Genomic DNA, 22191 nt, shown 5'->3' on the forward strand with positions numbered 1-22191 from the left:
CCCCAGCCGCGCCGCCCGGCAGGCGCCGGGGCCACGCCCGCCGCCGCGGCCGCCACCGGGGACGCGCAGGGCACGGGCCCCGCGGGAGGCGCCCAGGGTCCGGACGACGCGCCGGCAGCCGCCGCCCGCCCGGCGCCCGGCACCGACGAGACCGCACCCACCGCCCCGGTGCCCTCCGCCGCCGCCTCCGCGCCCGCCCCGAACGCGCTCACCGACACCATGTCCGACCGGGCCCGCTCCCTCCTCGTCCCGGTCGCCGACCCCGAGGCCCCCGCCCCGGCGGCGCCCCCCGCCGTCGCCCCCGTCCTGCCCGGCCGCCCCGACGCCGACCGGCCGCAGGTCCGCGCCCCCGGCCACCAGCCGGACGTCGCCAACGGCCCGCCCTGCCCCTGGTGTTCCACGCCCAACCGGCCCGACCGCCACTACTGCGCCCGCTGCGCCATGCCGCTGGTCGCGAGCGGCGACCAGGCCACCGTGCGGGCCCCCTGGTGGCGCCGGCTCTTCGGCGGACGGCGCCAGGAGACGCCGTGGGCCGGCGACCGCCCCCGCCTGCGCCGCGTCTTCGACCGCATCGGCACCTGGATCACCGTCGCCGTCGTGGCCACCCTGGCCGTCCTCGGCTTCATGTACATCCCCGACGGCGTCCAGAACACCCGCGACCACTTCGCCAAGCGCGCCCCTGTCTCCCCGGACGGCATCAAGGCGTCGCGCTCCTTCCCCGGCCACAATCCCGAACTCCTCATCGACAAGCTCAGCAACACCTGGTGGGGTCCGGGCATCTCGGAGTCCGGCCAGGGCCAGTGGGTCGAGGCCACCTTCAACGAGCCGACCCGGCTCCTCGACGTGATCATCACCCCCGGTGTCTCCACCCGCGCCGACAAGCTGCGGGAGTCGGCCCTGCCGCACCGCGTCAAGGCGACGATCACCATGAAGGACGGCTCGGTGAAGACCCGCGACCTCACCCTGGACCAGGGCGCCGGCGGCCAGCGACGCCCGTTCCGCGTCGGCGAGGTCACCAAGGTCCGCTTCACCATCGAGTCCGCCCACGCGGCGTCCGCCAAGAAGCAGGTGGCCATCTCCGAGATCGAGTTCTTCGGCCCGTCCAGCGCCAACCCCTCCTCCTGACCGGGCCGGGCCCCGCCACTCACCGCCGCCGACCGGCGGGGCCCACCCGAACGGACGCCACACCATGCGCCCCCCTCCGGGCCACCGGAGGCTGAGGCCATGCCCACAGCACGAGCGATATCCACCGCCGTCCTGCTGTCCACGGCCACCCTGCTCGCCTCCTCCCTGGCGGCCTGCGCGCCCACGGGCCGGGACGGCGACCGGCACGGCGACACCGGCGGCGCCACCACCGACGCACAGGCCCTGACCGGCCTCCGCAACCAGTCCCTCGCCTGGAAGGACTGCCCCGCCCCCGCGCCCGTCCAGGGCGGCGGCGAAGCCCCCGGCGCACTCCCCGACGGCACCCGGTGGCAGTGCGCCACCCTGCGCACGCCGTTGGACTGGAAGAACCCCTCCGGCGAGTCCATGGACCTCGCGCTGATCCGCGCCCGCGCCGCCGGCGACCCGGACCAGCGGATCGGTTCCCTGTTCTTCAACTTCGGCGGCCCCGGCGGCTCCGGCGTCGCCACCCTCCCCGGGCTCGCCCCCGACTACGAGAAGCTCCGCACCCGCTACGACCTCGTCAGCTTCGACCCGCGCGGCGTCGGCAACAGCGCCGGCGTGCGCTGCCTGGACGCCGGCCTCCCCAGCGAGGAGGAGATCGACAACACCCCCGACGACGGCGGCGACGAGACCAACGCCCTCGTCCGCTTCAACCGGGAGACCGCGGCCGCCTGCGAGAAGAACTCCGGCGACGTCCTCCCCTACGTCGGCACCACCCAGGCCGCCCAGGACATGGACCTGATGCGCCAGGTCCTCGGCGACGAGAAGCTGCACTACTTCGGCATCTCCTACGGCACCGAACTCGGCGGCGTCTACGCGCACTTGTTCCCCGAGCACGTCGGCCGCGCCGTACTCGACGGCGTCGTCGACCCCACCCACGACCTGATGGAGGAGGCCCTCGCCCAGGCCGGCGGCTTCCAGCTCGCCTTCGAGCACTTCGCCGCCTGGTGCGCCCGGCAGGGCTGCACGCTCGGCGAGGACGCCGAGGACATCGTGGACCTCGTCGTCGGCCTCGAAGCGGCCCTCGACGACACCCCGCTGGCCACCCCCGACGACGGCGAACTCGACGGCGACGGACTCGTCGACGCCATCAGCGGCGCGCTCTACCGGCAGGACTACTGGCCCGCCCTCCGCGTCGGCCTGGAAGCCGCGGCCGACGACAACGGCGAGGTCCTGCACGACCTCGCCGAAGCCCTGGGCCAGCACGGCAGGGGCGGCGACACGGACGACGCGGACACCGAGGAGAGCAACGAGGACGACGCCTTCCGGGCCATCACCTGCGACGACTCCAGCAACCGCTACACCGTCGCGGACGTCGAGTCCCGCCTGCCTGACTTCCTCGAAGCCTCCCCCCTCTTCGGCCCCGGCCTCGCCTGGAGCGCCCTGTCCTGCGACGGCTGGCCGGTCCCCGGAGCCGCCCGGCACCCCGAGGTCGGCGCCCCGGGCGCGCCCCCCGTCCTGCTCGTCGGCAACACCGGCGACCCCGCCACCCCGTACGAGGGCGCCGCCCGCATGGCGCAGCGCCTCGGCGAGAAGGTGGGCGTCGAGCTGACGTACGAGGGCGAGGGTCACGGCGCCTACGACAGCGGCAACACCTGCGTCCAGGACACCGTCGACGCCTACCTGCTGAACGGCACCCTCCCGAAGCCCGGCACGGTCTGCGAGGCGGAGCCCCTGCCGGAGGGCAAGTAACCGGCACCGCGCGCCGACGCCCCCGCGATCACGGATCGCGGGGGCGTCGGTGTGCCGGGTGCGGAGCCCCCTGTCGGATTCGAACCGACGACCTTCGCTTTACAAGAGCGGCGCTCTGACCAGCTGAGCTAAGGAGGCAGGCGCGCGGCGGGCGCGCGCAGGCTGCTCCACTGTACACAGAGCCGGTGAACGATGTGATTCGAAAGTTTCGGCGAAATTCACAGACCCCCAGCTACTGACAGATCAGGTGAACGCCGGGTACCGTCCTGCTCAGCTTCACCCGTGTGGACTACACCACCACCTTCCTACAACGGATCGTCCGGCACGTTCCTGCCGGTAGAAGGGGGCCCATTCACCATGGCCACTGTTACGTTCGACAAGGCGACCCGCGTGTACCCGGGTTCCACGAAGCCCGCCGTCGACGGTCTCGACATCGACATCGCGGACGGCGAGTTCCTCGTCCTGGTCGGCCCGTCCGGTTGTGGCAAGTCCACCTCGCTGCGGATGCTCGCGGGACTCGAGGACGTGAACGGCGGCGCCATTCGCATCGGCGACCGCGACGTGACGCACCTGCCGCCCAAGGACCGGGACATCGCCATGGTGTTCCAGAACTACGCGCTGTACCCGCACATGTCGGTCGCCGACAACATGGGCTTCGCCCTGAAGATCGCCGGCGTCAACAAGGCGGAGATTCGGCAGAAGGTCGAGGAGGCCGCGAAGATCCTCGACCTCACCGAGTACCTGGACCGCAAGCCGAAGGCGCTCTCCGGCGGTCAGCGCCAGCGTGTGGCGATGGGCCGCGCGATCGTGCGTGAGCCGCAGGTGTTCCTCATGGACGAGCCGCTGTCCAACCTGGACGCCAAGCTCCGCGTCTCCACCCGTACGCAGATCGCCTCGCTCCAGCGCCGCCTGGGCATCACCACCGTCTACGTCACCCACGACCAGGTCGAGGCCATGACGATGGGCGACCGCGTGGCGGTCCTCAAGGACGGTCTGCTCCAGCAGGTCGACACCCCGCGGAACATGTACGACAAGCCCGCGAACCTCTTCGTCGCCGGCTTCATCGGCTCCCCGGCCATGAACCTGGTCGAGGTCCCGATCACCGACGGCGGCGTGAAGTTCGGCAACAGCGTCGTCCCGGTCAACCGCGACGCCCTGAAGGCCGCCTCCGACAAGGGCGACCGCACGGTCACCGTCGGCGTCCGCCCGGAGCACTTCGACGTCGTGGAGCTGAACGGGGGCGCCGCCAAGACCCTGTCGAAGGACTCCGCGGACGCCCCGGCCGGCCTCGCGGTCTCGGTGAACGTCGTGGAGGAGACCGGCGCCGACGGCTACATCTACGGCACGGTCGACGTCGGCGGCGAGACCAAGGACCTCGTGGTCCGCGTCAGCAGCCGTGCGGTGCCGGAGAAGGGCGCGACCGTCCACGTCGTGCCGCGTCCGGGCGAGACCCACGTGTTCTCGTCCTCCACGGGCGAGCGCCTCACCGACTGAGCGCGGTCGCGCGGGTGATCCGCCCGCGAAACCCCCCGCTGAGAAACCACGCGACCGGGTGATTTCACCCGCGTTGACGAAAAGAGCCCCGCGGCCTGCTGCGGGGCTCTTTTCGTTGTCGACAAATACCCCGGCACAACGGACGTTTCGACCCGTGTTCGTCAATCCCCTACCGCGCCGAAGGCAGCTCTTCATCCCCCGATAGGGTGACTAAATGTCGCCAAATCATTACCGGGCGCTACCCTCACTCGCGTGAAGCACTCCGTGAAGCACTCCACCACCCGACAGACGCGACGCGGCCGGGGCCCCGCCCGCCGGATCGGCCGCTCTCTCGCCTTCGTCCTGCCCGTCGTCCTGGTGCTCTCCGGGACTCTCGCGGTCACCCGCGTCAACTGGTCCGGGGATCCCTCGGACTCGGTGCTCGCCGCGTCGGAGGCGTCCTCCGCCAAGGCATCATCCGCCCGCGCCGCCCGCGCCCCGCACGAAGTGCTGCGCGACCGGCTGCTGACCGAGTTGCAGGAGGAGGACCCGGGCGTCGCCCTCACCCACCTCCAGCAGGCGGTGAACGAGCGCCCGTCGCTGGCCGACCACTGCGCGACGATCGCCCGCGCCCTCGGCCGCGCCGCGGTGAAGGTCTACGGCCCGACGCGCGCCCAGTCGTACGCCCGCCCCGTCTGCGACACCGCCTTCGCCTCGGGCGTCCTGGCCGCGCACGGCTGAGCGCCCTCCGGAGGCGGCGGGGGCGCCGCGTACAGTTCGGGCATGACCGATCCGAGCGCCGCGTCCCGCCGCCCCGTTCAAGCCGTCGTCCTGGCCGGCGGGCAGGGTTCCCGGCTGCGCCCCTACACCGACGACCGGCCCAAGCCGATGGTCGAGATCCCGGGCACCGGGACTCCGATCATCGGCCATCAGCTCGCCTGGCTCGCCGAGGAGGGCGTCACCGACGTCGTGGTCTCCTGCGGCCATCTGGCCGAGGTGCTGCAGAAGTGGCTGGAGAGCGCCGACCTGCCGCTCTCCGTCACCACCGTCGTGGAGACCGAGCCGCTCGGCCGCGGCGGCGGCCTCAGGTACGCCGCCGCCCACCTGCCGCACCCGGACCGGTCCTGGTACGCCACCAACGGCGACATCTGGACCCGTTTCTCGCTGCGCGACATGGCCGACTTCCACGCCGAGCGGGACGCCGTCGCGACCCTCGCCCTGGCCCGCCCCCGGCTGCCGTGGGGCGCCGTCCAGACGGACGGCTTCGGCCACATCACCGACTTCATCGAGGCGCCGCCCTCGACCTTCGAGATCAACGCGGGTGTCTACGTCTTCTCGCCCGAGTTCGCCGCGATGCTCCCGGAACGCGGCGACCACGAACGCACCACCTTCCCCCGCCTGGCCCGCGAGAACCGCCTGGCCGGCTTCCCGATCCCGCAGGGCTCCTACTGGCGCGCGATCGACACCGCGAAGGACCTGACGGAGGCGGCCCGGGAACTGGCGGCGCTGAGCGGCCGCTGAGGGCTCCACCACGACGACGGCAGCAGCAGGGCCCCGCACCTCGTGTGCGGGGCCCTGCTGCCGTTCCCGGTGTGGCGTGCTGCCGCTAGCCCAGGAGGCCGCCCACCAGGCGGCCGCCCGGCTCTCCGGTGGACGACGAACCGCCGCCCTCACCGCTCCCGGTGGAGCCGGTGGAGCCGCCGCTGCCGCCGCCGGTCGAGGTGCCGCCCGCGGTCGGCCCCGCCGTGGTGCTCGGCGCCTGGTCCGCCGGAGTGGACTGCCGCGGCGGAGCCTGACCCGTGGTGCCCTGGGTCTGGCTCGGCGTACCACCGCCGGTGGCGGTGCCGCTGCTGTCGCGGGTCGCTCCCGGGGTGGTCGCGGAGTCCCCGGAGGGAGTGGACGCCCCGCTGGTGGCGCCCTGGGTGGGCGAGGCGGACGCCTCCGGGGAGGAGGTCTTCGGCTTGCGGGTGCCGGGCTCCTGCGGGAGCGGGGAACCGGGCAGCTCGTTGCGCGGGGCCTCGCCGGGCCCGGGGACGACCACGCGGTCCGCGTCCCGTACGGCGCCGCCGAGGACGGAGCCGACGAGGAGGGTCACACCGGCGACCAGGAAGGTGATGACGGCGCCGCGGCGCAGGACGTAGCGGCGCAGGTCCCAGATGTCGGAGCGGGGGCCGAGCCGGCGCCAGGCGCTGCCCGCGAGCCTGCCGTCCACGGAGTAGACGGGCGCCCCGGCGATGATCAGCGGGGACCAGGCGGCGAGGTAGATGATGTCGGGCGCGTCGTAGACCGGGACGCTCTTCCAGCTGACGGTGACCAGGAGCGCGGCGGACAGGGCGGCGCCGATGACGGCGGCCACGCGCTGCCAGCAGCCGAGCACGGTCAGGACGCCCACCAGCACCTGGAGGAAGGCGATGACCAGCCCGGCGCCCACCGGGTGGGCGAGGGCGAACTGGCGCAGCGGCTCGGCGACGTCCCAGGGATGCAGGGTGTTGAGCCACTTGACCATGGAGCCGCGTTCGCCGCCGTCGAAGTAGACGGGGTCGCAGAGCTTGCCCATGCCGGCGTAGATGGAGATGAAGCCGAGGAAGACGCGCAGCGGCAGCAGCACGACGCCGAGGTTCATACGGCGGCCGGGGAAGTAGGCGTGCCGTGCCGGGTCGTCGGTGCGGCGCCTGCTGCGCGGCCGGTCGGCGTCGGGATCGTCGTCGTAGCCGTCGGGGCCGTAGCCGTCGTCGTAGCCGTCGGTTCCGGTCCCGAAGTCCTGCGGACCGTAGGCGGATTCGTCGTAGGCCGGCTCGTCGTAGGCGCTGCCCACGGTGCGCATCGCGGGCAGCAGCCGGGTGCCGTCGGGCAGGGGGCCGCGCTGGGCGCCGACGAGGGGGGTCTCGAGCGTCTGGGTGGCGGGGCCGTCGTCGTAGTCCAGGGGGCCGCCGTCGAGGTCGACCCGGGGGATGACCTGCGTGGCTCCCGCGTCGCCCGCGTGGTCGGCGGCCGGGTCCTCGACGTGCTGACCGGCGCCCGCACGCACCGCCTGGAGCAGCCGGTGCGCGCCGGTGTCGTCCGGGTCGGACCGCCCGCTCCACACGACGGCGCGGCGACGGCCCGCGGCCGGGGCGCCGGGCATGCGGGCGGGGTCCTGGGTGGCGCTCAGGTGCCGCGCGATCCGCGGGGACTGGGTCCGCCGGGCGGAGGCACCGAACTGCACGCGGAAACTCGCGTGGTTGACGATGACCTGGGCCGGATCGCTCGGCACCTTCACCATGCTCAGCGCGGGAGCGTCGTCGTATCCCGACGAGCGGTCCCCCGTGGGTGTGCGGGGTGTTCTGGTGTCCACACTCATCTAACCGAGTGATGTGTCGTTAGGACACTGCCTTGACCGCCCCGATCTGTCCGGACCGCGTCAAGCATGTCCGGACAGCCTCGAACACCCCGTATGAGCTATCCGGCGAACGCTTGTTCAGGAGCGCCGACGCGCCGCCTCGTACAGCACGATCCCCGCCGCCACACCGGCGTTGAGGGACTCGGCCCCGCCCGGCATCGGGATGCGGACCCGGAAGTCGCAGGTTTCGCCGACAAGTCGGGACAGGCCCTTGCCCTCGCTGCCGACGACGATGACCACGGGGCCGTCGAGGGCCTCCAGGTCGCCGAGTTCGGCCTCGCCGTCGGCGGCGAGGCCGACGACCGTGATGCCGGCCTTCTGGTACGACTCCAGCGCCCGGGTGAGGTTGGTCGCGCGGGCCACCGGCGTGCGGGCGGCCGTACCTGCGGACGTCTTCCACGCGCCCGCCGTCATACCGGCCGCGCGCCGCTCGGGCACGACGACGCCGTGGCCGCCGAAGGCGGAGACGGAGCGGACGACGGCGCCGAGGTTGCGCGGGTCGGTCACCCCGTCGAGGGCGACGATCAGCGGGTCCGCGCCCTCGTCGTGGGCGGCGGCGACCAGGTCCTCGGGGTGCGCGTACTCGTACGGCGGCACCTGGAGCACGAGCCCCTGGTGGTTGAGCCCGTTGGTCATCCGGTCCAGCTCGGGACGCGGCGCCTCCATGAGGTTGATGCCACCGCGTTCCGCGGCGAGCTGCAGCGCCTCGCGCACCCGCTCGTCGTTGTCGATGAACTGCTGGACGTAGAGCGTGGAGGCGGGCACGCCCTCGCGCAGCGCCTCATAGACCGGGTTGCGGCCGACGACCAGCTCGGACGTCGACCGGCCGCCGCCGCGCCGCTGCTGCGGGCGGCCGCCTGTGGCGCGGCGCGCCTTGGCGTTGGCGGCGCGCTGCTTGGCGTGCCCCTTGCGCATCTCGGCGGGGGGCGTCGGCCCCTTGCCTTCCAGGCCCCGGCGTCGCTTGCCGCCACTGCCGACCTGCGCGCCCTTCTTGCCGGACATGCGGCGGTTGTTCGCGGCCATGAGTACCTGTCTCGCTCTCTGCGACTTCGCGTCTCTACGGGAGTGTGCGTCGTACGTGCGTCTTATGCAGTGTGCCGCCCGGAGGGCCGGGCGGCACAATCGATCTACGGGCCCGGGTCTCGTCGCCCGGCCGGGTCAGCGGGGGCCGAGGGTCCAGCGGGGTCCTTGCGGGCTGTCCTCGATGACCAGTCCGGACTGGCCGAGCTGGTCGCGGATGGCGTCGGCGGTGGCCCAGTCCTTGCGTGCGCGGGCGGCTTCGCGCTGGTCCAGGACGAGGCGTACGAGGCTGTCGACGACGTCGCGCAGGTCCTCGCCCTGTTCCTGCTCCCCCGCCCAGTGCGCGTCCAGCGGGTCCAGGCCGAGGACGCCGAGCATGGCGCGGACCTCGGCGAGGCGGGCGACGGCGGCGTCCTTGTCGTCGGCGGCCAGCGCGCTGTTGCCCTGCCGGACGGTGGTGTGCACGATCGCCAGGGCCTGCGGGACGCCCAGGTCGTCGTCCATCGCCTCGGCGAAGGCGGGCGGCACCTCGCCGGCCGGCTCCACGGCGTGCCCGGCCAGCTCGGTGACCCGCTGCACGAAGCCCTCGATCCGCGCATAGGCGGACTCGGCCTCGCGCAGGGACTCCTCGCTGTACTCGATGGTGGAGCGGTAGTGCGGGGTGCCCAGGTAGTAGCGCAGCACGACCGGCCGCCACGCCTTGACCATCTCGCTCACCAGCACGCTGTTGCCCAGCGACTTGGACATCTTCTCGCCGCTCATGGTGACCCAGGCGTTGTGCACCCAGTACCGGGCGAAGGCGTCGCCGAACCCCTTGGCCTGGGCGATCTCGTTCTCGTGGTGCGGGAAGATCAGGTCGATACCGCCGCCGTGGATGTCGAACTCGCTGCCCAGGTACTTGTGCGCCATCGCGGAGCACTCCAGGTGCCAGCCCGGCCGCCCCCGCCCCCACGGCGTCTCCCAGCTGGGCTCGCCGGGCCTGGCCGCCTTCCACATCGCGAAGTCCCGCGCATCCCGCTTGCCCGTCTCGCCCTCGCCGGTGGGCTGGCGCAGCTCGTCGAGGTCCTGGTTGGACAGCGACAGGTAGCCCGGCAGGGACCGCACGTCGAAGTAGACGCTGCCGTCGGCCTCGTAGGCGTGGCCGCGCTCGATCAGGCCGCGCATCATCTCGACCATCTCGGTGATGTGGCCGGTGGCGCGCGGCTCGTAGGTGGGCGGCAGGCAGCCCAGGGCGGTGTAGGCGTCGTTGAACGCCCGCTCGTTCTCGTAGCCGATGGACCACCAGGGGCGGTTCTGCTCGGCCGCCTTCTTGATGATCTTGTCGTCGATGTCGGTGACGTTGCGGACGAACGTGACGTCGTAGCCGCGGTAGGCGAACCAGCGGCGCATGATGTCGAAGTTCAGCCCCGACCGGACGTGCCCGATGTGCGGGGCGGCCTGCACGGTGGCACCACACAGGTAGATCGAGACACAGCCCGGCGTGAGAGGGGCGAAGTCACGGATCTGCCGGGCGCTGGTGTCGTACAGGCGAATAGTCACGTGTCCAGGGTAGTAGGCGCCGAGCAGTGCCAGGGGCACGCGTACCCAGTTGTTGCGGCCACTTCTCGTCCCCGCGAGTCGGGTGGTGGGTGGGCATAGGCGGGGTCCAGGGGCGGAGCCCCTGGCGGGGCGCGGGGCAGGGCCCCGCACGGCAGGGCGCGCGGCCGGACGACGCGGGGTGCCCACCCCCGCGCTCAGGACACCCGCACGACCAACGCCGTGGCCACCGCCATCAGCCCCTCCCCCCGCCCGGGGAAGCCCAGCCCGTCCGTCGTCGCCCCCGACACGGACACCGGCGCCCCCACCGCCGCGGCGAGCACCGCCTCCGCCTCGTCCCGCCGCTTGCCGATCTTCGGCCGCGCCCCGACCACCTGCACCGCGACGTTCCCGATCCGGAACCCCCGCGCCCGCACGATCCGCGCCGCCTCCGTCAGCAGCGTCACCCCGGACGCCCCGGACCACTCCGGCCGCCCGGTGCCGAAGTGCTGCCCCAGGTCCCCGGCCCCCGCCGCCGAGAACAGCGCGTTGCACGCCGCGTGCGCGACCACGTCCGCGTCGGAGTGCCCGGCGAGCCCGGTCCCCTCGCCCTCCCACTTCAGCCCGGCGCACCACAGCTCGCGCCCGTCCTCGAAGGCGTGGATGTCCGTACCGATCCCGACCTGCGGCAGCGGCGGCAGCTCTCCCGTACCGGGACTCTCAGAACCCATCGTTCAGCCTCCTGCGCGCCAGTACCGCCTCCGCGAGCACCAGGTCCAGCGGACGCGTCACCTTGAACGCCTCCTCGTGCCCCGGCACCACCACCACCGCGAGCCCCAGCTGCTCGACCATGCTCGCGTCGTCGGTGACGTCGTCGGTCACCGTCCCGTGGGCCCGCACCAGCGTCGCGCGGTCGAAACCCTGCGGGGTCTGCACGGCACGCAGCCGCGCCCGCTCCGGCGTCGCCACCACCGGCTCCGGCTCCCCCGGCACCGCGGCGGGCTCGACCTGCTTGACGGTGTCGGCGAGCGGCACCGCCGGCACCACGGCGGGCGCGCCCTCCCGTACGGCGTCGATCACGGCGTCCACCGTGTCCACCGGCACCAGCGGCCGGGCCGCGTCGTGCACCAGGACGATGTCGTATTCGGGCGGCAGCGCGTCCAGGCCGAGCCGTACCGACTCCTGCCGGGTCTCGCCGCCGGGCACCACGACGAAGTCGGTCCTCTCGGGCAGCGAGTGCGCGTCGAGGAGGCTCTTGACCTCTCCCGCGCCGTCGGGCGGGGCGACGACCACGACGAGGGAGACCCCGTTGGAGGCGGCCATCGCCCGGACCGCGTGGATGAGCATGGGCGTGCCGCCCAGCGCGCGCAGGGCCTTGGGGGCACCCGGGCCGAGCCGTACGCCCCGGCCCGCGGCCGGAATCACGGCTGCGGTCCTGGCATGCGGACGGTCCGGGGAAGACGCCTCCGCAGACGTCTCGAAGGACGTCCCGGCAGACGTCTCGGTGGGTGAGGGACGCGATTCGTCAGACATCGGTTCCTGTCAGGTTTGTGTGCTCGACCTAGTTGGGTATGGCCTCACCGTGCCGGGCGCGATGCCTTGACCGGACCCTTCCGTGACCCTGGTCGAGCCAGCAGCCCGGGCCCGGCACGCCAGGACCCGGGGAAACCTCCCGGGATGAGCGTACGAGGATCATGGGCATCCGGACGTCCGGATGCCGGAAACCGTGTCCGGGTACGAACATGCCGCAGCGCCCGGCGACAGCAAGGATGTCATCGGGCACCGCGGCATTTCAGTGCGCTGAACCGAGTGGCTGACGGTCTGCGCCTCGCCTCGGATCCAGTCGGATCAGGAGGCGAGCACCTCGTCGAGCAGGGCCTCCGCCTTGTCCTCGTTGGTGTTCTCCGCGAGAGCCAGCTCGCTCACCAGGATCTGGCGGGCCTTGGCGAGCATGCGCTTCTCACCTGCGGAGAGTCCGCGCTCGCGCTCCCGGCGCCACAGGTCGCGCACTACTTCCGCGACCTTGATGACGTCGCCGGAGGCGAGCTTCTCCAGGTTTGCCTTGTAACGACGCGACCAGTTCGTGGGCTCCTCGGCGTACGGCGCGCGCAGTACTTCGAAGACCCGGTCCAGCCCGTCCTGACCGACCACATCACGCACGCCGACGAACTCCGCATTGTCCGCTGGCACACGTACCGTCAGGTCGCCCTGGGCGACCTTCAGCACCAAGTAGGTCTTGTCCACGCCTTTGATCTGGCGAGTTTCGATAGCCTCGATCAGCGCGGCCCCGTGATGGGGATAGACCACGGTGTCGCCAACCTTGAACGTCATGTGACAGGTACCCCTTCCGTGGCTATCCAGGGTAACACGGAAACGGCGTCTTCTGAATGGCGTTTTCGCAGGTCAGGGCATATCTCGGGGCTTGACAACAGCGACACGAACGTGCTGCGCCGGGCCGGCGGAAGAAAGTATTCGCAGGTCGGAGCGGCTCTCCAGGCCGGGCGAAACACGCACGTCACACACATCCGGAGCCTCCGCCACCCGCCCGAAGATCCCGATATGTCCGGTTCCACGCGTGCGACTTCCGCTACTCCGTTCGGTGGCCGTGACGGGGTTCCGGACGATTCCGGAATTGATCACGAGCCACCCCGGCGGGCCCACCGGTGATCAATTCCCCGGCCGCCCGCGCATTCCTTCACGGAAATTTCGCGTGCCGATCCTCGACCTGTATGGCGGAGGGCTTCATAGCTGAATGTCGGACGAGTACGAGCCGCTAAACGGCCCGTCCGAGCGTCCGGGGCCTACCGCCTGCCGAGCGAAGCGGGATGTCTTCGGGGAGGGTCGGGTGCGGCGGCCCGAGAACGGCTCGGTAGCCTAAGGCCGCTGACAGCCACTTAGGGCGGCTTTATCCGTTGCCGCCACCCCGCTCGAGTCCAAGGAGTTGCCGCCGCCGTGAGCAGCAGCCTTCGACGCGGTGCCCTCGCCGCCGCCGCCATCGCGTTCTCGATCGCCTCGCTCGCCGCGTGCGGCGCCGGTCACAACGCCCAGACGCTGGAGATCAAGCCGGACAACGCCGCGACGTCCGTCGGCAACATCAAGATCCAGAACGCGGTCGTCATCACCCAGCCGGACCTGGAGTCGACCGGCCCGGCCGTGGTCTCCGCCACCCTGTTCAACGGCAGCGACAAGGACCAGACCCTCGAGTCCGTCACCGTGGCCGGAACCGACAAGTCCGCCGAGCTGAAGCCCGCCAAGGGCGAGAAGGGCGACCTGACCGTCCCGGCCGGCGGCTCGCTGATCCTCGGCGGCAAGGACAACGCCGCCGCGGTCCTGCCCAGCAGCCGCGAGGCGATCCGGGACGGCAACGCGCAGAAGATCACCTTCACCTTCAGCGAGACCGGCGCGGTCAGCCTGCGCGCGTTCGTCGTCCCCGCCGAGAGCTTCTTCTCCGAGTGGGGCCCGAGCGAGACCCCGGCGGCCCCGGGCGCCTCCGCCGAGCCCTCCGGGGAAGCCTCCGCCGAGACCTCGGGCGAGCCGGCCGACGGGGAGTCCTCGGGCACCCCGGCGGACGGCCAGACGGCCGGCGCGGGCGAGTCCACCGGCGACTCCTCCGGCCAGGAGAACGGGACCGACGCGGGCACGGACACCGGCACCGACGCGGGCACCGGGACCGGCACCGAAGCCGGTCACTGAGCGCCGTACCGTACGGACGCACCCGCGTACGACCACGCGCACGAACGCCACGTACGACCGAAGGGCGGGACCTCTCCGTGAGGTCCCGCCCTTCGCCCGTGTCCGGGGGTCGCCGGCCTACGGCTCGAACTTGTAGCCCAGCCCGCGCACCGTCACCAGGTACCGCGGCGCGCCCGGGTCGGGCTCGATCTTGGCGCGCAGCCGCTTGACGTGGACGTCGAGGGTCTTGGTGTCACCGACGTAGTCGGCGCCCCAGACCCGGTCGATCAACTGCATGCGGGTCAGCACCCGACCGGCGTTGCGCAGCAGCATCTCCAGCAGGTCGAACTCCTTCAGCGGCAGGTCGACCTTGGTGCCGCCGACGGTCACCACGTGCCGGTCGACGTCCATGCGGACGGGACCGGCCTCCAGGGCGGCCGGGGCGACCTCCTCCGGCTCGCCGCGCCGGCGCAGTACGGCACGGATGCGGGCGACCAGCTCGCGCGAGGAGAAGGGCTTGGTGACGTAGTCGTCGGCCCCTATCTCCAGCCCGACAACCTTGTCGATCTCGCTGTCCTTGGCCGTCACCATGATCACGGGGACGTTCGAGCGGCCGCGCAGCTGGCGGCAGACCTCGGTGCCCGGCAGGCCGGGCAGCATCAGGTCGAGGAGCACGAGGTCGGCGCCGTTGCGCTCGAACTCGTCGAGTCCGTCGGGGCCGGTGGTCGCGATGGCGACCTCGAAGCCCTCCTTGCGGAGCATGTACGACAGGGCGTCGGAGAAGGACTCCTCGTCCTCGACGACGAGCACACGGGTCACGGAAGGACCTCCGGGGCGGGAAACGTTTCGTACGGGGATGTATGGGGGGAATGCACGGAATGCGAGGAATGGGGGGCATGGGGGGAAGCGGACGACCGCTCGGTCTCGTCGCTGAGCCCGGCGCGGTCGGAGCGCCGCTGTGCGCGGTCGCGGGCGAGGCCCGCCTCCGGCAGTCGCAGGGTGAACGTGGAGCCCTGGCCTTCGGCGCTCCACACCGTGACCTCCCCGCCGTGCGAGGCGACCACGTGCTTGACGATCGCGAGACCCAGACCGGTGCCTCCGGTGGCCCGGGAGCGGGCCGGGTCGACGCGGTAGAAGCGCTCGAAGACGCGCTCCTTGTCCTTCTCCGAGATGCCGATGCCCTGGTCGGTCACGGCGATCTCGATCAGGTCGCCGCCGGGGGCGGCGACACGGCGGGCGGCTATGCCGACGCGAGTGCGGGCCGGCGAGTAGTTGACGGCGTTCTCCACGAGGTTGCCGAGGGCCGCGGCGAGCTGGCCGCGGTTGCCGCGCACGTGCAGATCCGCCGTGCCTCCGGCGGCCATGGTGATCTGCTTGGTGCCGGCCGCGTGCCGGCAGCGGTCGATGGCCTCGGCGACCAGCTCGTCCACCCGGACGGGCTCAGCGTCGTCGAGGGGGTCGTCGTTCTGGACCCGGGAGAGGTCGATGAGCTCCTGGACGAGGTTCGTCAGCCGGGTCGCCTCGATCTGCATGCGCCCGGCGAACCGCTCCACGGCCTCCGGGTCGTCCGCCGCGTCCATCACGGCCTCGGACAGCAGCGAGAGCGCCCCGACCGGGGTCTTCAGCTCGTGGCTCACGTTGGCGACGAAGTCACGCCGTACGGCCTCGATGCGGCGGGCCTCGGTGAGGTCCTCGACCAGCAGCAGCACCAGCCGCGAGCCGAGGGGCGCGACGCGTGCGGAGACGGCGAGGGCCTCCCCCCGCCCGTTCCCGCGCCGCGGCAGGTCCAGCTCGACCTGCCGTATCTCTCCGTCCCGCCGGGTGTCCCTGGCCATCTGCAGCATGGGCTCGACGGCGAGCTTGCCGCCCCGGACCAGGCCGAGGGCGTACGCCGCCGAGCTGGCCTTGACCACCGCGTCGGCCTCGTCGAGGACGACGGCGGAGGAGCGCAGCACGGAAAGGACGGTGTCGACACCCGGCGGCAGCACGGGGTCCGTGTGGAGCGAGGTGCGCGTGGGGCGCTTCTGTTCCCGCTCGCTCCAGCGGAACGCCAGCACGGCGATGACGCCGGTGAGTACTCCGGCGATCGCCGCCACTGCGGCGACCGCCGCGTTCACGTCCATGTCTCCAGGTTAGGCACGCCGAACCGTCCCGCCCCAGCCATCGGAGTGCGACCTCGAACACTCGTCGCCCAGAGTTCACCTTGGAGCCAGGGACGGTTCATTTGGGGTGCCGGAAACGGACGCGTACAGGCCGGAACGTGTAAGCGTGGGGGCACGGCGAGGGGCGCGAGGCCGTCTTCGAGCCCCCGAAACGGACGTACGAGAGGGAATCCTGATGCGGGACGCGTACCACGAGGAACTTGATTCGATCGGTGACGGTCTGGTGGAGATGGCCCGGCTGGTCGGGTCGGCCATCGGACGCGCCACGACCGCGATCCTCGACTCCGACCTGAAGCTGGCCGAGGCCGTCATCGAGGCGGACCAGAAGGTCGACGACCTCCAGCACGAGCTGGAGGCCCGGGCGATAACCCTGCTGGCCCGCCAGCAGCCGGTGGCGACGGACCTGCGGATCGTCGTCACCTCGCTGCGGATGTCGGCCGACCTGGAGCGTTCGGGCGACCTGGCCCAGCACGTGGCCAAGCTGGCCCGGCTGCGCTACCCGGAGCGTGCGGTGCCGCACGACCTGCACGCCACCATCCTGGAGATGGGCCAGCTCGCTCAGCGCCTGATGGCGAAGGCCGCCGAGGTGATCATCACCAAGGACGTCGACCTGGCCCTCCAGCTGGAGCAGGACGACGACGCGATGGACCTCCTGCACCGCACGCTCTTCCAGCACCTGATGGACGACCGCTGGAAGCACGGCATCGAGACGGCGGTCGACGTGACGCTGCTGGGCCGCTACTACGAGCGCTTCGCCGACCACGCGGTCTCGGTCGCCAAGCGGGTGGTCTACCTGGTCACCGGCGAGCACGCGGACGACCTCCAGTCGGACATCCAGCCGACGACACAGGTCGAGGGGGCCTGAGGGGCCGAGTCCGGCCGAGTCCCGCGCGTCAACGGCGCAATGGGGCGCGCGTTCGCTTCCGTGCGCCGTTGATGCGACGGCCGTTAGGGGCGTGCAATGGACCCAGACACCCGGGTCCCAGGCACCCGCTTCCAGGAGGAACCATGGCCGATTCCCCCAGCACGAAGCCCGACCCCGCACAGGAGCGTCCCACCGAGCAGCCCACCGAGATCCGCAGCCTCCCGCTGATCGCCGCCTGCGGCTGCGGTTCGGGCTGCGGCTGCGGCTGCCAGTCCGGCAGCCCCTGCCAGTGCGGCTGACGCGACGACGGTACGGCGGCGGCCGGCAGCCCCGGCCGCCGTACGGCCGCCGCTGACGGCCACCGCCCACGGCCACCCGTGAGTGTCGCGTCGTACGACTTGAGTACGGGTACTCAGGCTCCGGCTCCGCTCCCGCCCGACCCTGGAGACAGGAAGCCGGACGAAGCAGACGACGAGCACGGGGAGCCTGATCCCGATGACGAACGCCACCAGCCGCATACGCACCCTGACCCGCCTGACCGTCACCAACCGGGTCTCGGCGGTCTACCTCGCCCTGGTCGGTGGCGCGATGGCCGTCGCCGCGGCGGAGCCCCTCTTCGCGACCGGCCCCGACGCCTCCCTCATCTGGGTCTGGCCCGCCCTGTTCACCTTCCCGGCCTTCGGCTTCGTGGCCTGGCTGGGCGAGGCGGGCTGGGGCGGCGAGGCCCCGACGTGGTTCCTCATCGGCGGCATCGTGCTCTCCGCGCTGGTCCAGTCGCTGGCCCTGGGCGCGGTGTGGCAGACCCTGCGGGGCCGCAGGGGCGACCGCGCCCGCCTGACGACGGCGAACTGACCGCGCCACCTGGGCCCTTGGGCCGGTCCGAGGCGCGGGTGCGAGAGTGACCCCATGACGGCACCAGGAGCCACGGTCGTGGCGGTCGACGAGGTCGAGGACATCGCGGTGGACGGACTGCGCTGGCTGACGGGGGCGGCGCGGGAGGCCGCCGACGGCGGCCTCGCCTGGCCGACCAGGCCGTCGGAGGACGCCGACGAACCGATGCTCTACAACGGCACGGCCGGCACCGTCCCCGTGTTCCTGGATGCCTGGCGGCACTTCGGCGACGACGCGTACGCCGACACCGCCCTGCGCGCGGCCCGCGCCCTGGCCGCCCGCGTCGACGACCTGGACGACGACTCCCTCTACTTCGGCCGCACCGGCCTGGCCCTGGTCCTGCGCTCCGTCCACGACTGTCTGGGCGACGCGGCCGCCGGCGAAGCCGCGGACCGCGCCCTCGGCCTGGTCCGCTCCCGCTTCGACGGCACCCGCTGGGGCGCACTGTTCGAGCTGATGGGCGGCAACGCGGGCATCGGCCTGGGCGCCCTGCTGGCCGGCGACCCCGACCTGGCCGTCCTGGCCGTGGAGCCGTACCTGCGTACGGCGGAGCGGACCGCGCACGGCGTCCACTGGCCGCACCGTCCGGACACCGACTCCCGCCTGCACCACGTCTCGCACGGCACCCTCGGCATCGCCCTGGCCCTCGCCCGGGTCGGCGGGGCCACCGGCCGCGGGGACCTGCTCGACCTGGCGCTGTCCGCCACGGCCGACGTCGTGTCCCGAAACTCCGCGGGCCCCGACGGCTTCCTGGCCCCGCACTCCACCCCGCAGTTCCACCCGGACCTGATCGACCCGGTCAGCTACGGCTGGTGCCACGGCCCGTCCGGCGACGCCCAGCTCTTCCGCACCCTGCGGGACGTCACGGCCGATCCCGTCTGGACCGCGCTGGCCGACCGCTGCTGGCACACGGTCACCCACTCCGGCGTCCCGGAGCGGCTGCGCCCCGGTTTCTGGGACAACAACGGCCGCTGCTGCGGCACCGCGGGCGTCCTGGCCCTGGCCTGCGACCGGATCGCCGAGCAGCGGGACGCTTTCGACTTCGCCGACGTCCTGGTCGCGGACCTGACCGCCCGCGCGACCCGGGACGGCGAGGGCGCCCGCTGGTCCAACCACGACTACCGGTCCACCCCGGGCGACCTCGAACCGCAGACCGGCTGGGCCATGGGCAACGCGGGAATCGTCCGCGAGCTGCTCCGCTACGTACGCCTGGCCCGCGGGGGCTCCCCCGGGTACGCCTTCACGTGGCCGGACCAGCCGCCGGTGGCCACCGCGCCGGGTCGGTCGCCCGCGCGGTGAGACGGTGCAGGCGCAGGGCTGCGTCCTGGTCGAAGGAGGCTCCCTTCAGTGAGAGCCGGCGTGTGGTGCGGTAGGCGGTGAACGGTTCGCCCGGGGGCTCGTCCAGGAGGCGGACCATGGGGGTGACCGCCTTGGCCACGGAGGCGGCGAGCAGGGCGAAGGACGCCTTGGTGAGAGTCCGCAGGGGCGGTGGCAGGTGCTCGGGCATCCCGGTCGCCACGACTCCGGGGTTGTAGCCGACGTAGCGGACGGGCGTCTCGGGGTGGACGGCGCCGTAGGCGACGCCCAGCAGGTCGTTGGCGCGGAAGGACTGCAGAGTGGCCCTGGTCCCGCTGTACCCCGCCGCCAGCTGCGGATCGTCCCAGTGGATCCGGCCCAGCGGGATGCCGGGGGTGCCGACGTTCATGATGACGGGCCGCGGGGCGGACTCCAGCGCGTGACGCAGTCCGTGGCCGAGGACGTACCGGCTCAGATAGGCGAGCGCGAAGCTGTGCTCGAACCCCTCCGCGGTGACGGTACGAGGCCCGAAGAGCCGGTAGCGCTGGGCGCAGAGGACGAGCTTGTCGACCGAGGGACAGATGCCCTCGATCGTGGTGACGAGTTCGCGGGCGGCCCGGACCGAGGTGAGGTCGCAGCGCAGGAAGACGGCCCGGCCGCCGTCGGAGAACGCCGCCGCTTCCGTCAGCAGGGCTTCGCCCTTGGCGGGCGTACTGCCCACAGCGATCACCCGCGCCCCCTGGCGCAGATAGTGCAGAGCGAGCCCCTTGCCGAGCCCGTCGGTACCTCCGGTGATGACCACGGTCTGCATCGCCAGCTCCTCAGCCACATGTGGATATCAAATATCCGCTTACCGTCGTCAGGACGTTAGCACGAAGCGGATACGATGTATCCGATTGTGTTCGGTCAAGACGGCGGAGAGGGCTTGCATGAGCGGGGACCGAGAGGCCGGGGAAGCCGACGCCGCACGAGGGACGACATCGGCCGCGTCAACGGCACGCCCGCTCAGACGCGACGCGGAGCTGAACCGCCGCCGCATCCTTCAGGCGGGGAGGGAGGTCTTCGCCGCACGCGGGCTGCAGGCCACGCTCAACGACGTCGCGCACCACGCCGGACTCGGAGTCGGCACCGTCTACCGGAAGTTCCCCGACAAGCAGGCGCTGGCCGAGGCCGTCTTCGGTGAGGAGCTCGAAGAGATCGCGGCGATGGCCGGGGAGGCCCGGGACACGAACGACGCCTTCGGCGCCTTGGCCGACTTCCTGGAGAAGGCGCTGGCACGGGCGGCACACAACCGCGGGCTGCGTGAACTGATGCGCCAGGGCACCGTGGAGGGGGCCGGTCTCACCAGAGCACGGCAGGCGATCACCGCGCACTGCGAGCACCTCCTGGCCCGGGCCCGCACCGAGGGCGTGCTGCGCGACGGGGTCACCGAGGCCGACCTCGCGCCGATCGCGGCGATGATGGACGCGGTGATGGCGCTGCCCGCGGAGCAGCCGTCCCAGCCGTGGCGCCGCTATCTGGTGATCGTCCTCGACGGACTCCGCGCCCAGCCGGGCCAGGCAGAGCTGCCCGGCCTCTGACCGGAGCGGCGGGCGCCGACCGAACCGGACCGGAGCGATCGGGCGCGGCAGGGACACCCGCTGCCACGGTGGATGCCGAAGGGAGGCCGCATGATCTCGGCACTGAACCACCTGGTCGACCTGGTCGAGGATCACCTCGGCGAGGAACCGGACGTCCCCGCGCTGGCCGCGAGGCTCGGCACGACCGAGTACCACCTGCGCCGGATGTTCTCGTCGCTGGCGGGCATGCCGCTGTCGGAGTACGTCCGCCGGCGCCGTATGACCGTCGCCGCCGCCGACGTCGTACGCGGCGGGGACGACCTGCTGGGCATCGCCGTGCGGTACGGCTACGGCTCCACGGAGGCGTTCGGACGCGCGTTCCGGACGGTCCACGGCGCCGCCCCGCGCGACGTACGCCGCGACGGCGGCCCCCTTCGGACACAGCCGCAGCTCAGGTTCCGCCTGACCGTCGAAGGGAGCACCCCCATGGACACCCGTTTCACCGACCGCCCCGCGTTCCGCCTGATCGGCCACGCGACCCGCGTCCCGCTCATCCACGAGGGCGTCAATCCGCACATCCAGCAGCACATCGCCGCGCTGCCGCAGGAGGAGCACGCCCGTCTGAAGTCCCTCGGCGACACCGACCCGGCGGGCCTGCTCCAGGTCAGCGACGACCTGGCCCAGGACAGTCCGGAGGGCACCGAACTGACCTACCTCCACGGCGTGGCCGTCACCGCCGGCACCCCGGCCCCCGACGACCTCGACGCCATCGAGGTCCCCGCGGGCACGTGGGCGGTCTTCCGCAGCTCGGGCCCCTACCCGGACGCCCTCCAGACCACCTGGGCGGCCACCGCGTCCGAGTGGTTCCCCTCCAACCCGTGGCGCCTGCGCCCCGGCCCGTCGATCGTCGCCGTCCTGGACCGCGCGGACGACTTCACGACGGCGACGACGGAACTGTGGCTCCCGGTGGAACCGGCCTGACGAGCCGACGGCTCACAGGGCCCGACACGCGCCCTGAGGCCGGGCGGAGGCGAAGGGCTTGCCACTGCTAGCTTCCGGAACCATGACGGACGGCGTGTACGTGGGCAACGCGGGCAAGGACGCGGCACTGGACCGGGGGTGGCTGCTGGGACACTTCAAGGATCCCTCCGACCCCCGGTACAGCGAGGCGCTGGAGATCAAGTGGGGCGTCCACCCGAAGGGCGACGAGCGCGCCCACTGGGTCACCGGCGAGGAACGGACCGCTTTGCAGGTCCTCGTCAGCGGACGCTTCCGGGTGGACTTCCCCGGCCGCAGCGTCGTCCTGGCCGAGCAGGGCGACTACGTCGTGTGGGGCAGGGGCGTCGACCACTCCTGGTACGCGGAGGAGGAGTCCGTGGTGCTGACGGTGCGGTGGCCGTCCGTGCCCGGGTACGCGGTCGTCGAGCGGGACGACTCCGGCGCGCGGGACGCCGGGCACTGAAGCAACGGGGTAGCCCTCACGCCGGAGCAAGCCCGCGC

General features: G+C 72.4%; 22 protein-coding genes and 1 tRNA gene. 13 read left to right on the forward strand and 10 right to left on the reverse strand.

Going from position 1 to position 22191, the window contains the following annotated elements:
- Positions 1-1125 (forward strand): NADase-type glycan-binding domain-containing protein (locus IE258_RS36840; protein ID WP_229892659.1); only part of this gene is annotated, 1125 nt, incomplete at its 5' end.
- 99 nt (positions 1126-1224) lie between these two features.
- Positions 1225-2859 carry an alpha/beta hydrolase gene (locus tag IE258_RS36845; protein WP_189750183.1) on the forward strand — a complete coding sequence of 545 codons (1635 nt, stop codon included), beginning with the start codon at positions 1225-1227 and terminating at the stop codon, positions 2857-2859.
- A 64-nt stretch (positions 2860-2923) separates the two neighbouring features.
- Here the strand turns inward: IE258_RS36845 and IE258_RS36850 are convergent.
- A tRNA-Thr gene (locus tag IE258_RS36850) sits at positions 2924-2997 on the reverse strand.
- Positions 2998-3216: 219 nt separating this feature from the next.
- On the opposite strand from IE258_RS36850, the gene msiK reads away from it, so the two are divergent.
- The 3 genes from msiK to IE258_RS36865 all read left to right on the forward strand — a co-directional run bounded on the left by msiK (position 3217) and on the right by IE258_RS36865 (position 5853).
- Positions 3217-4353: a diacetylchitobiose ABC transporter ATP-binding protein MsiK gene (gene msiK, locus IE258_RS36855; protein ID WP_127895434.1), complete on the forward strand. Its 1137-nt coding sequence runs from the start codon at positions 3217-3219 to the stop codon at positions 4351-4353.
- Positions 4354-4617: 264 nt separating this feature from the next.
- Positions 4618-5073 (forward strand): hypothetical protein, encoded by a 456-nt coding sequence (locus IE258_RS36860; RefSeq protein ID WP_127895436.1) that lies wholly within the window; start codon positions 4618-4620, stop codon positions 5071-5073.
- Positions 5074-5115: 42 nt separating this feature from the next.
- Entirely contained in the window at positions 5116-5853 is a 738-nt protein-coding gene (locus IE258_RS36865) for a nucleotidyltransferase family protein (RefSeq protein ID WP_189750184.1), read from the forward strand.
- 85 nt (positions 5854-5938) lie between these two features.
- Here IE258_RS36865 and IE258_RS36870 read toward each other — a convergent pair whose 3' ends face one another.
- The 6 genes from IE258_RS36870 to IE258_RS36895 form a co-directional block, all read right to left on the reverse strand.
- Positions 5939-7672 carry a DoxX family protein gene (locus IE258_RS36870; protein ID WP_189750185.1) on the reverse strand — a complete coding sequence of 578 codons (1734 nt, stop codon included), beginning with the start codon at positions 7670-7672 and terminating at the stop codon, positions 5939-5941.
- Between the two features lie 117 nt (positions 7673-7789).
- On the reverse strand, positions 7790-8734 hold the full coding sequence (rlmB, locus tag IE258_RS36875) for a 23S rRNA (guanosine(2251)-2'-O)-methyltransferase RlmB (RefSeq protein WP_189750186.1): 945 nt from the start codon (positions 8732-8734) through the stop codon (positions 7790-7792).
- Between the two features lie 135 nt (positions 8735-8869).
- Positions 8870-10270, reverse strand: coding sequence for a cysteine--tRNA ligase (cysS, locus tag IE258_RS36880; RefSeq protein ID WP_189750187.1), 1401 nt, complete (start codon positions 10268-10270; stop codon positions 8870-8872).
- Between the two features lie 194 nt (positions 10271-10464).
- Positions 10465-10977, reverse strand: coding sequence for a 2-C-methyl-D-erythritol 2,4-cyclodiphosphate synthase (gene ispF / locus IE258_RS36885; protein ID WP_189750188.1), 513 nt, complete (start codon positions 10975-10977; stop codon positions 10465-10467).
- A complete protein-coding gene (gene ispD, locus IE258_RS36890) occupies positions 10967-11779 on the reverse strand; it encodes a 2-C-methyl-D-erythritol 4-phosphate cytidylyltransferase (RefSeq protein ID WP_229892661.1) in 813 nt (270 codons plus the stop codon). The genes ispF and ispD overlap by 11 nt, the downstream gene beginning before the upstream one ends.
- A gap of 315 nt (positions 11780-12094) precedes the next feature.
- Entirely contained in the window at positions 12095-12577 is a 483-nt protein-coding gene (locus tag IE258_RS36895; RefSeq protein WP_003953493.1) for a CarD family transcriptional regulator, read from the reverse strand.
- A 621-nt stretch (positions 12578-13198) separates the two neighbouring features.
- Between IE258_RS36895 and IE258_RS36900 the strand changes: the two genes are divergently transcribed.
- Positions 13199-13939 (forward strand): copper chaperone PCu(A)C domain-containing protein, encoded by a 741-nt coding sequence (locus IE258_RS36900; protein ID WP_189750190.1) that lies wholly within the window; start codon positions 13199-13201, stop codon positions 13937-13939.
- A gap of 117 nt (positions 13940-14056) precedes the next feature.
- Here the strand turns inward: IE258_RS36900 and phoP are convergent, their stop codons facing one another.
- Both phoP and phoR read right to left on the reverse strand, forming a co-directional pair.
- Positions 14057-14728, reverse strand: coding sequence for a two-component system response regulator PhoP (gene phoP, locus IE258_RS36905; protein ID WP_011029519.1), 672 nt, complete (start codon positions 14726-14728; stop codon positions 14057-14059).
- A gap of 5 nt (positions 14729-14733) precedes the next feature.
- Positions 14734-16041: a two-component system sensor histidine kinase PhoR gene (gene phoR, locus IE258_RS36910; protein ID WP_189750191.1), complete on the reverse strand. Its 1308-nt coding sequence runs from the start codon at positions 16039-16041 to the stop codon at positions 14734-14736.
- 214 nt (positions 16042-16255) lie between these two features.
- On the opposite strand from phoR, the gene phoU reads away from it, so the two are divergent.
- From phoU to IE258_RS36930, 4 genes are all read left to right on the forward strand, one after another.
- Complete coding sequence (phoU, locus tag IE258_RS36915; RefSeq protein WP_159328884.1) at positions 16256-16945, forward strand: phosphate signaling complex protein PhoU; 690 nt, start codon at positions 16256-16258, stop codon at positions 16943-16945.
- Between the two features lie 143 nt (positions 16946-17088).
- Positions 17089-17244: a hypothetical protein gene (locus tag IE258_RS36920; protein WP_164883312.1), complete on the forward strand. Its 156-nt coding sequence runs from the start codon at positions 17089-17091 to the stop codon at positions 17242-17244.
- A 196-nt stretch (positions 17245-17440) separates the two neighbouring features.
- A complete protein-coding gene (locus IE258_RS36925) occupies positions 17441-17797 on the forward strand; it encodes an SCO4225 family membrane protein (RefSeq protein WP_127892465.1) in 357 nt (118 codons plus the stop codon).
- Positions 17798-17851: 54 nt separating this feature from the next.
- A complete protein-coding gene (locus IE258_RS36930; protein ID WP_189750192.1) occupies positions 17852-19135 on the forward strand; it encodes a lanthionine synthetase LanC family protein in 1284 nt (427 codons plus the stop codon).
- Here IE258_RS36930 and IE258_RS36935 read toward each other — a convergent pair.
- Entirely contained in the window at positions 19077-19943 is an 867-nt protein-coding gene (locus IE258_RS36935) for an SDR family NAD(P)-dependent oxidoreductase (protein WP_189750193.1), read from the reverse strand. The genes IE258_RS36930 and IE258_RS36935 overlap by 59 nt on opposite strands.
- Positions 19944-20061: 118 nt before the next feature.
- Here IE258_RS36935 and IE258_RS36940 point away from each other — a divergent pair, with 118 nt between their 5' ends.
- The 3 genes from IE258_RS36940 (at position 20062) to IE258_RS36950 (ending at position 22153) form a co-directional block, all read left to right on the forward strand.
- Complete coding sequence (locus IE258_RS36940) at positions 20062-20712, forward strand: TetR/AcrR family transcriptional regulator (RefSeq protein WP_189750194.1); 651 nt, start codon at positions 20062-20064, stop codon at positions 20710-20712.
- A gap of 90 nt (positions 20713-20802) precedes the next feature.
- Positions 20803-21672 carry an AraC family transcriptional regulator gene (locus IE258_RS36945; protein WP_189750195.1) on the forward strand — a complete coding sequence of 290 codons (870 nt, stop codon included), beginning with the start codon at positions 20803-20805 and terminating at the stop codon, positions 21670-21672.
- Positions 21673-21754: 82 nt separating this feature from the next.
- Positions 21755-22153, forward strand: coding sequence for a cupin domain-containing protein (locus tag IE258_RS36950; protein WP_189750196.1), 399 nt, complete (start codon positions 21755-21757; stop codon positions 22151-22153).
- The last annotated feature ends 38 nt before the right edge of the window (positions 22154-22191 follow it).

It is taken from the genome of Streptomyces tendae (genome assembly GCF_014650435.1).
GTDB classification, from domain to species: Bacteria; Actinomycetota; Actinomycetes; order Streptomycetales; family Streptomycetaceae; genus Streptomyces; species Streptomyces tendae.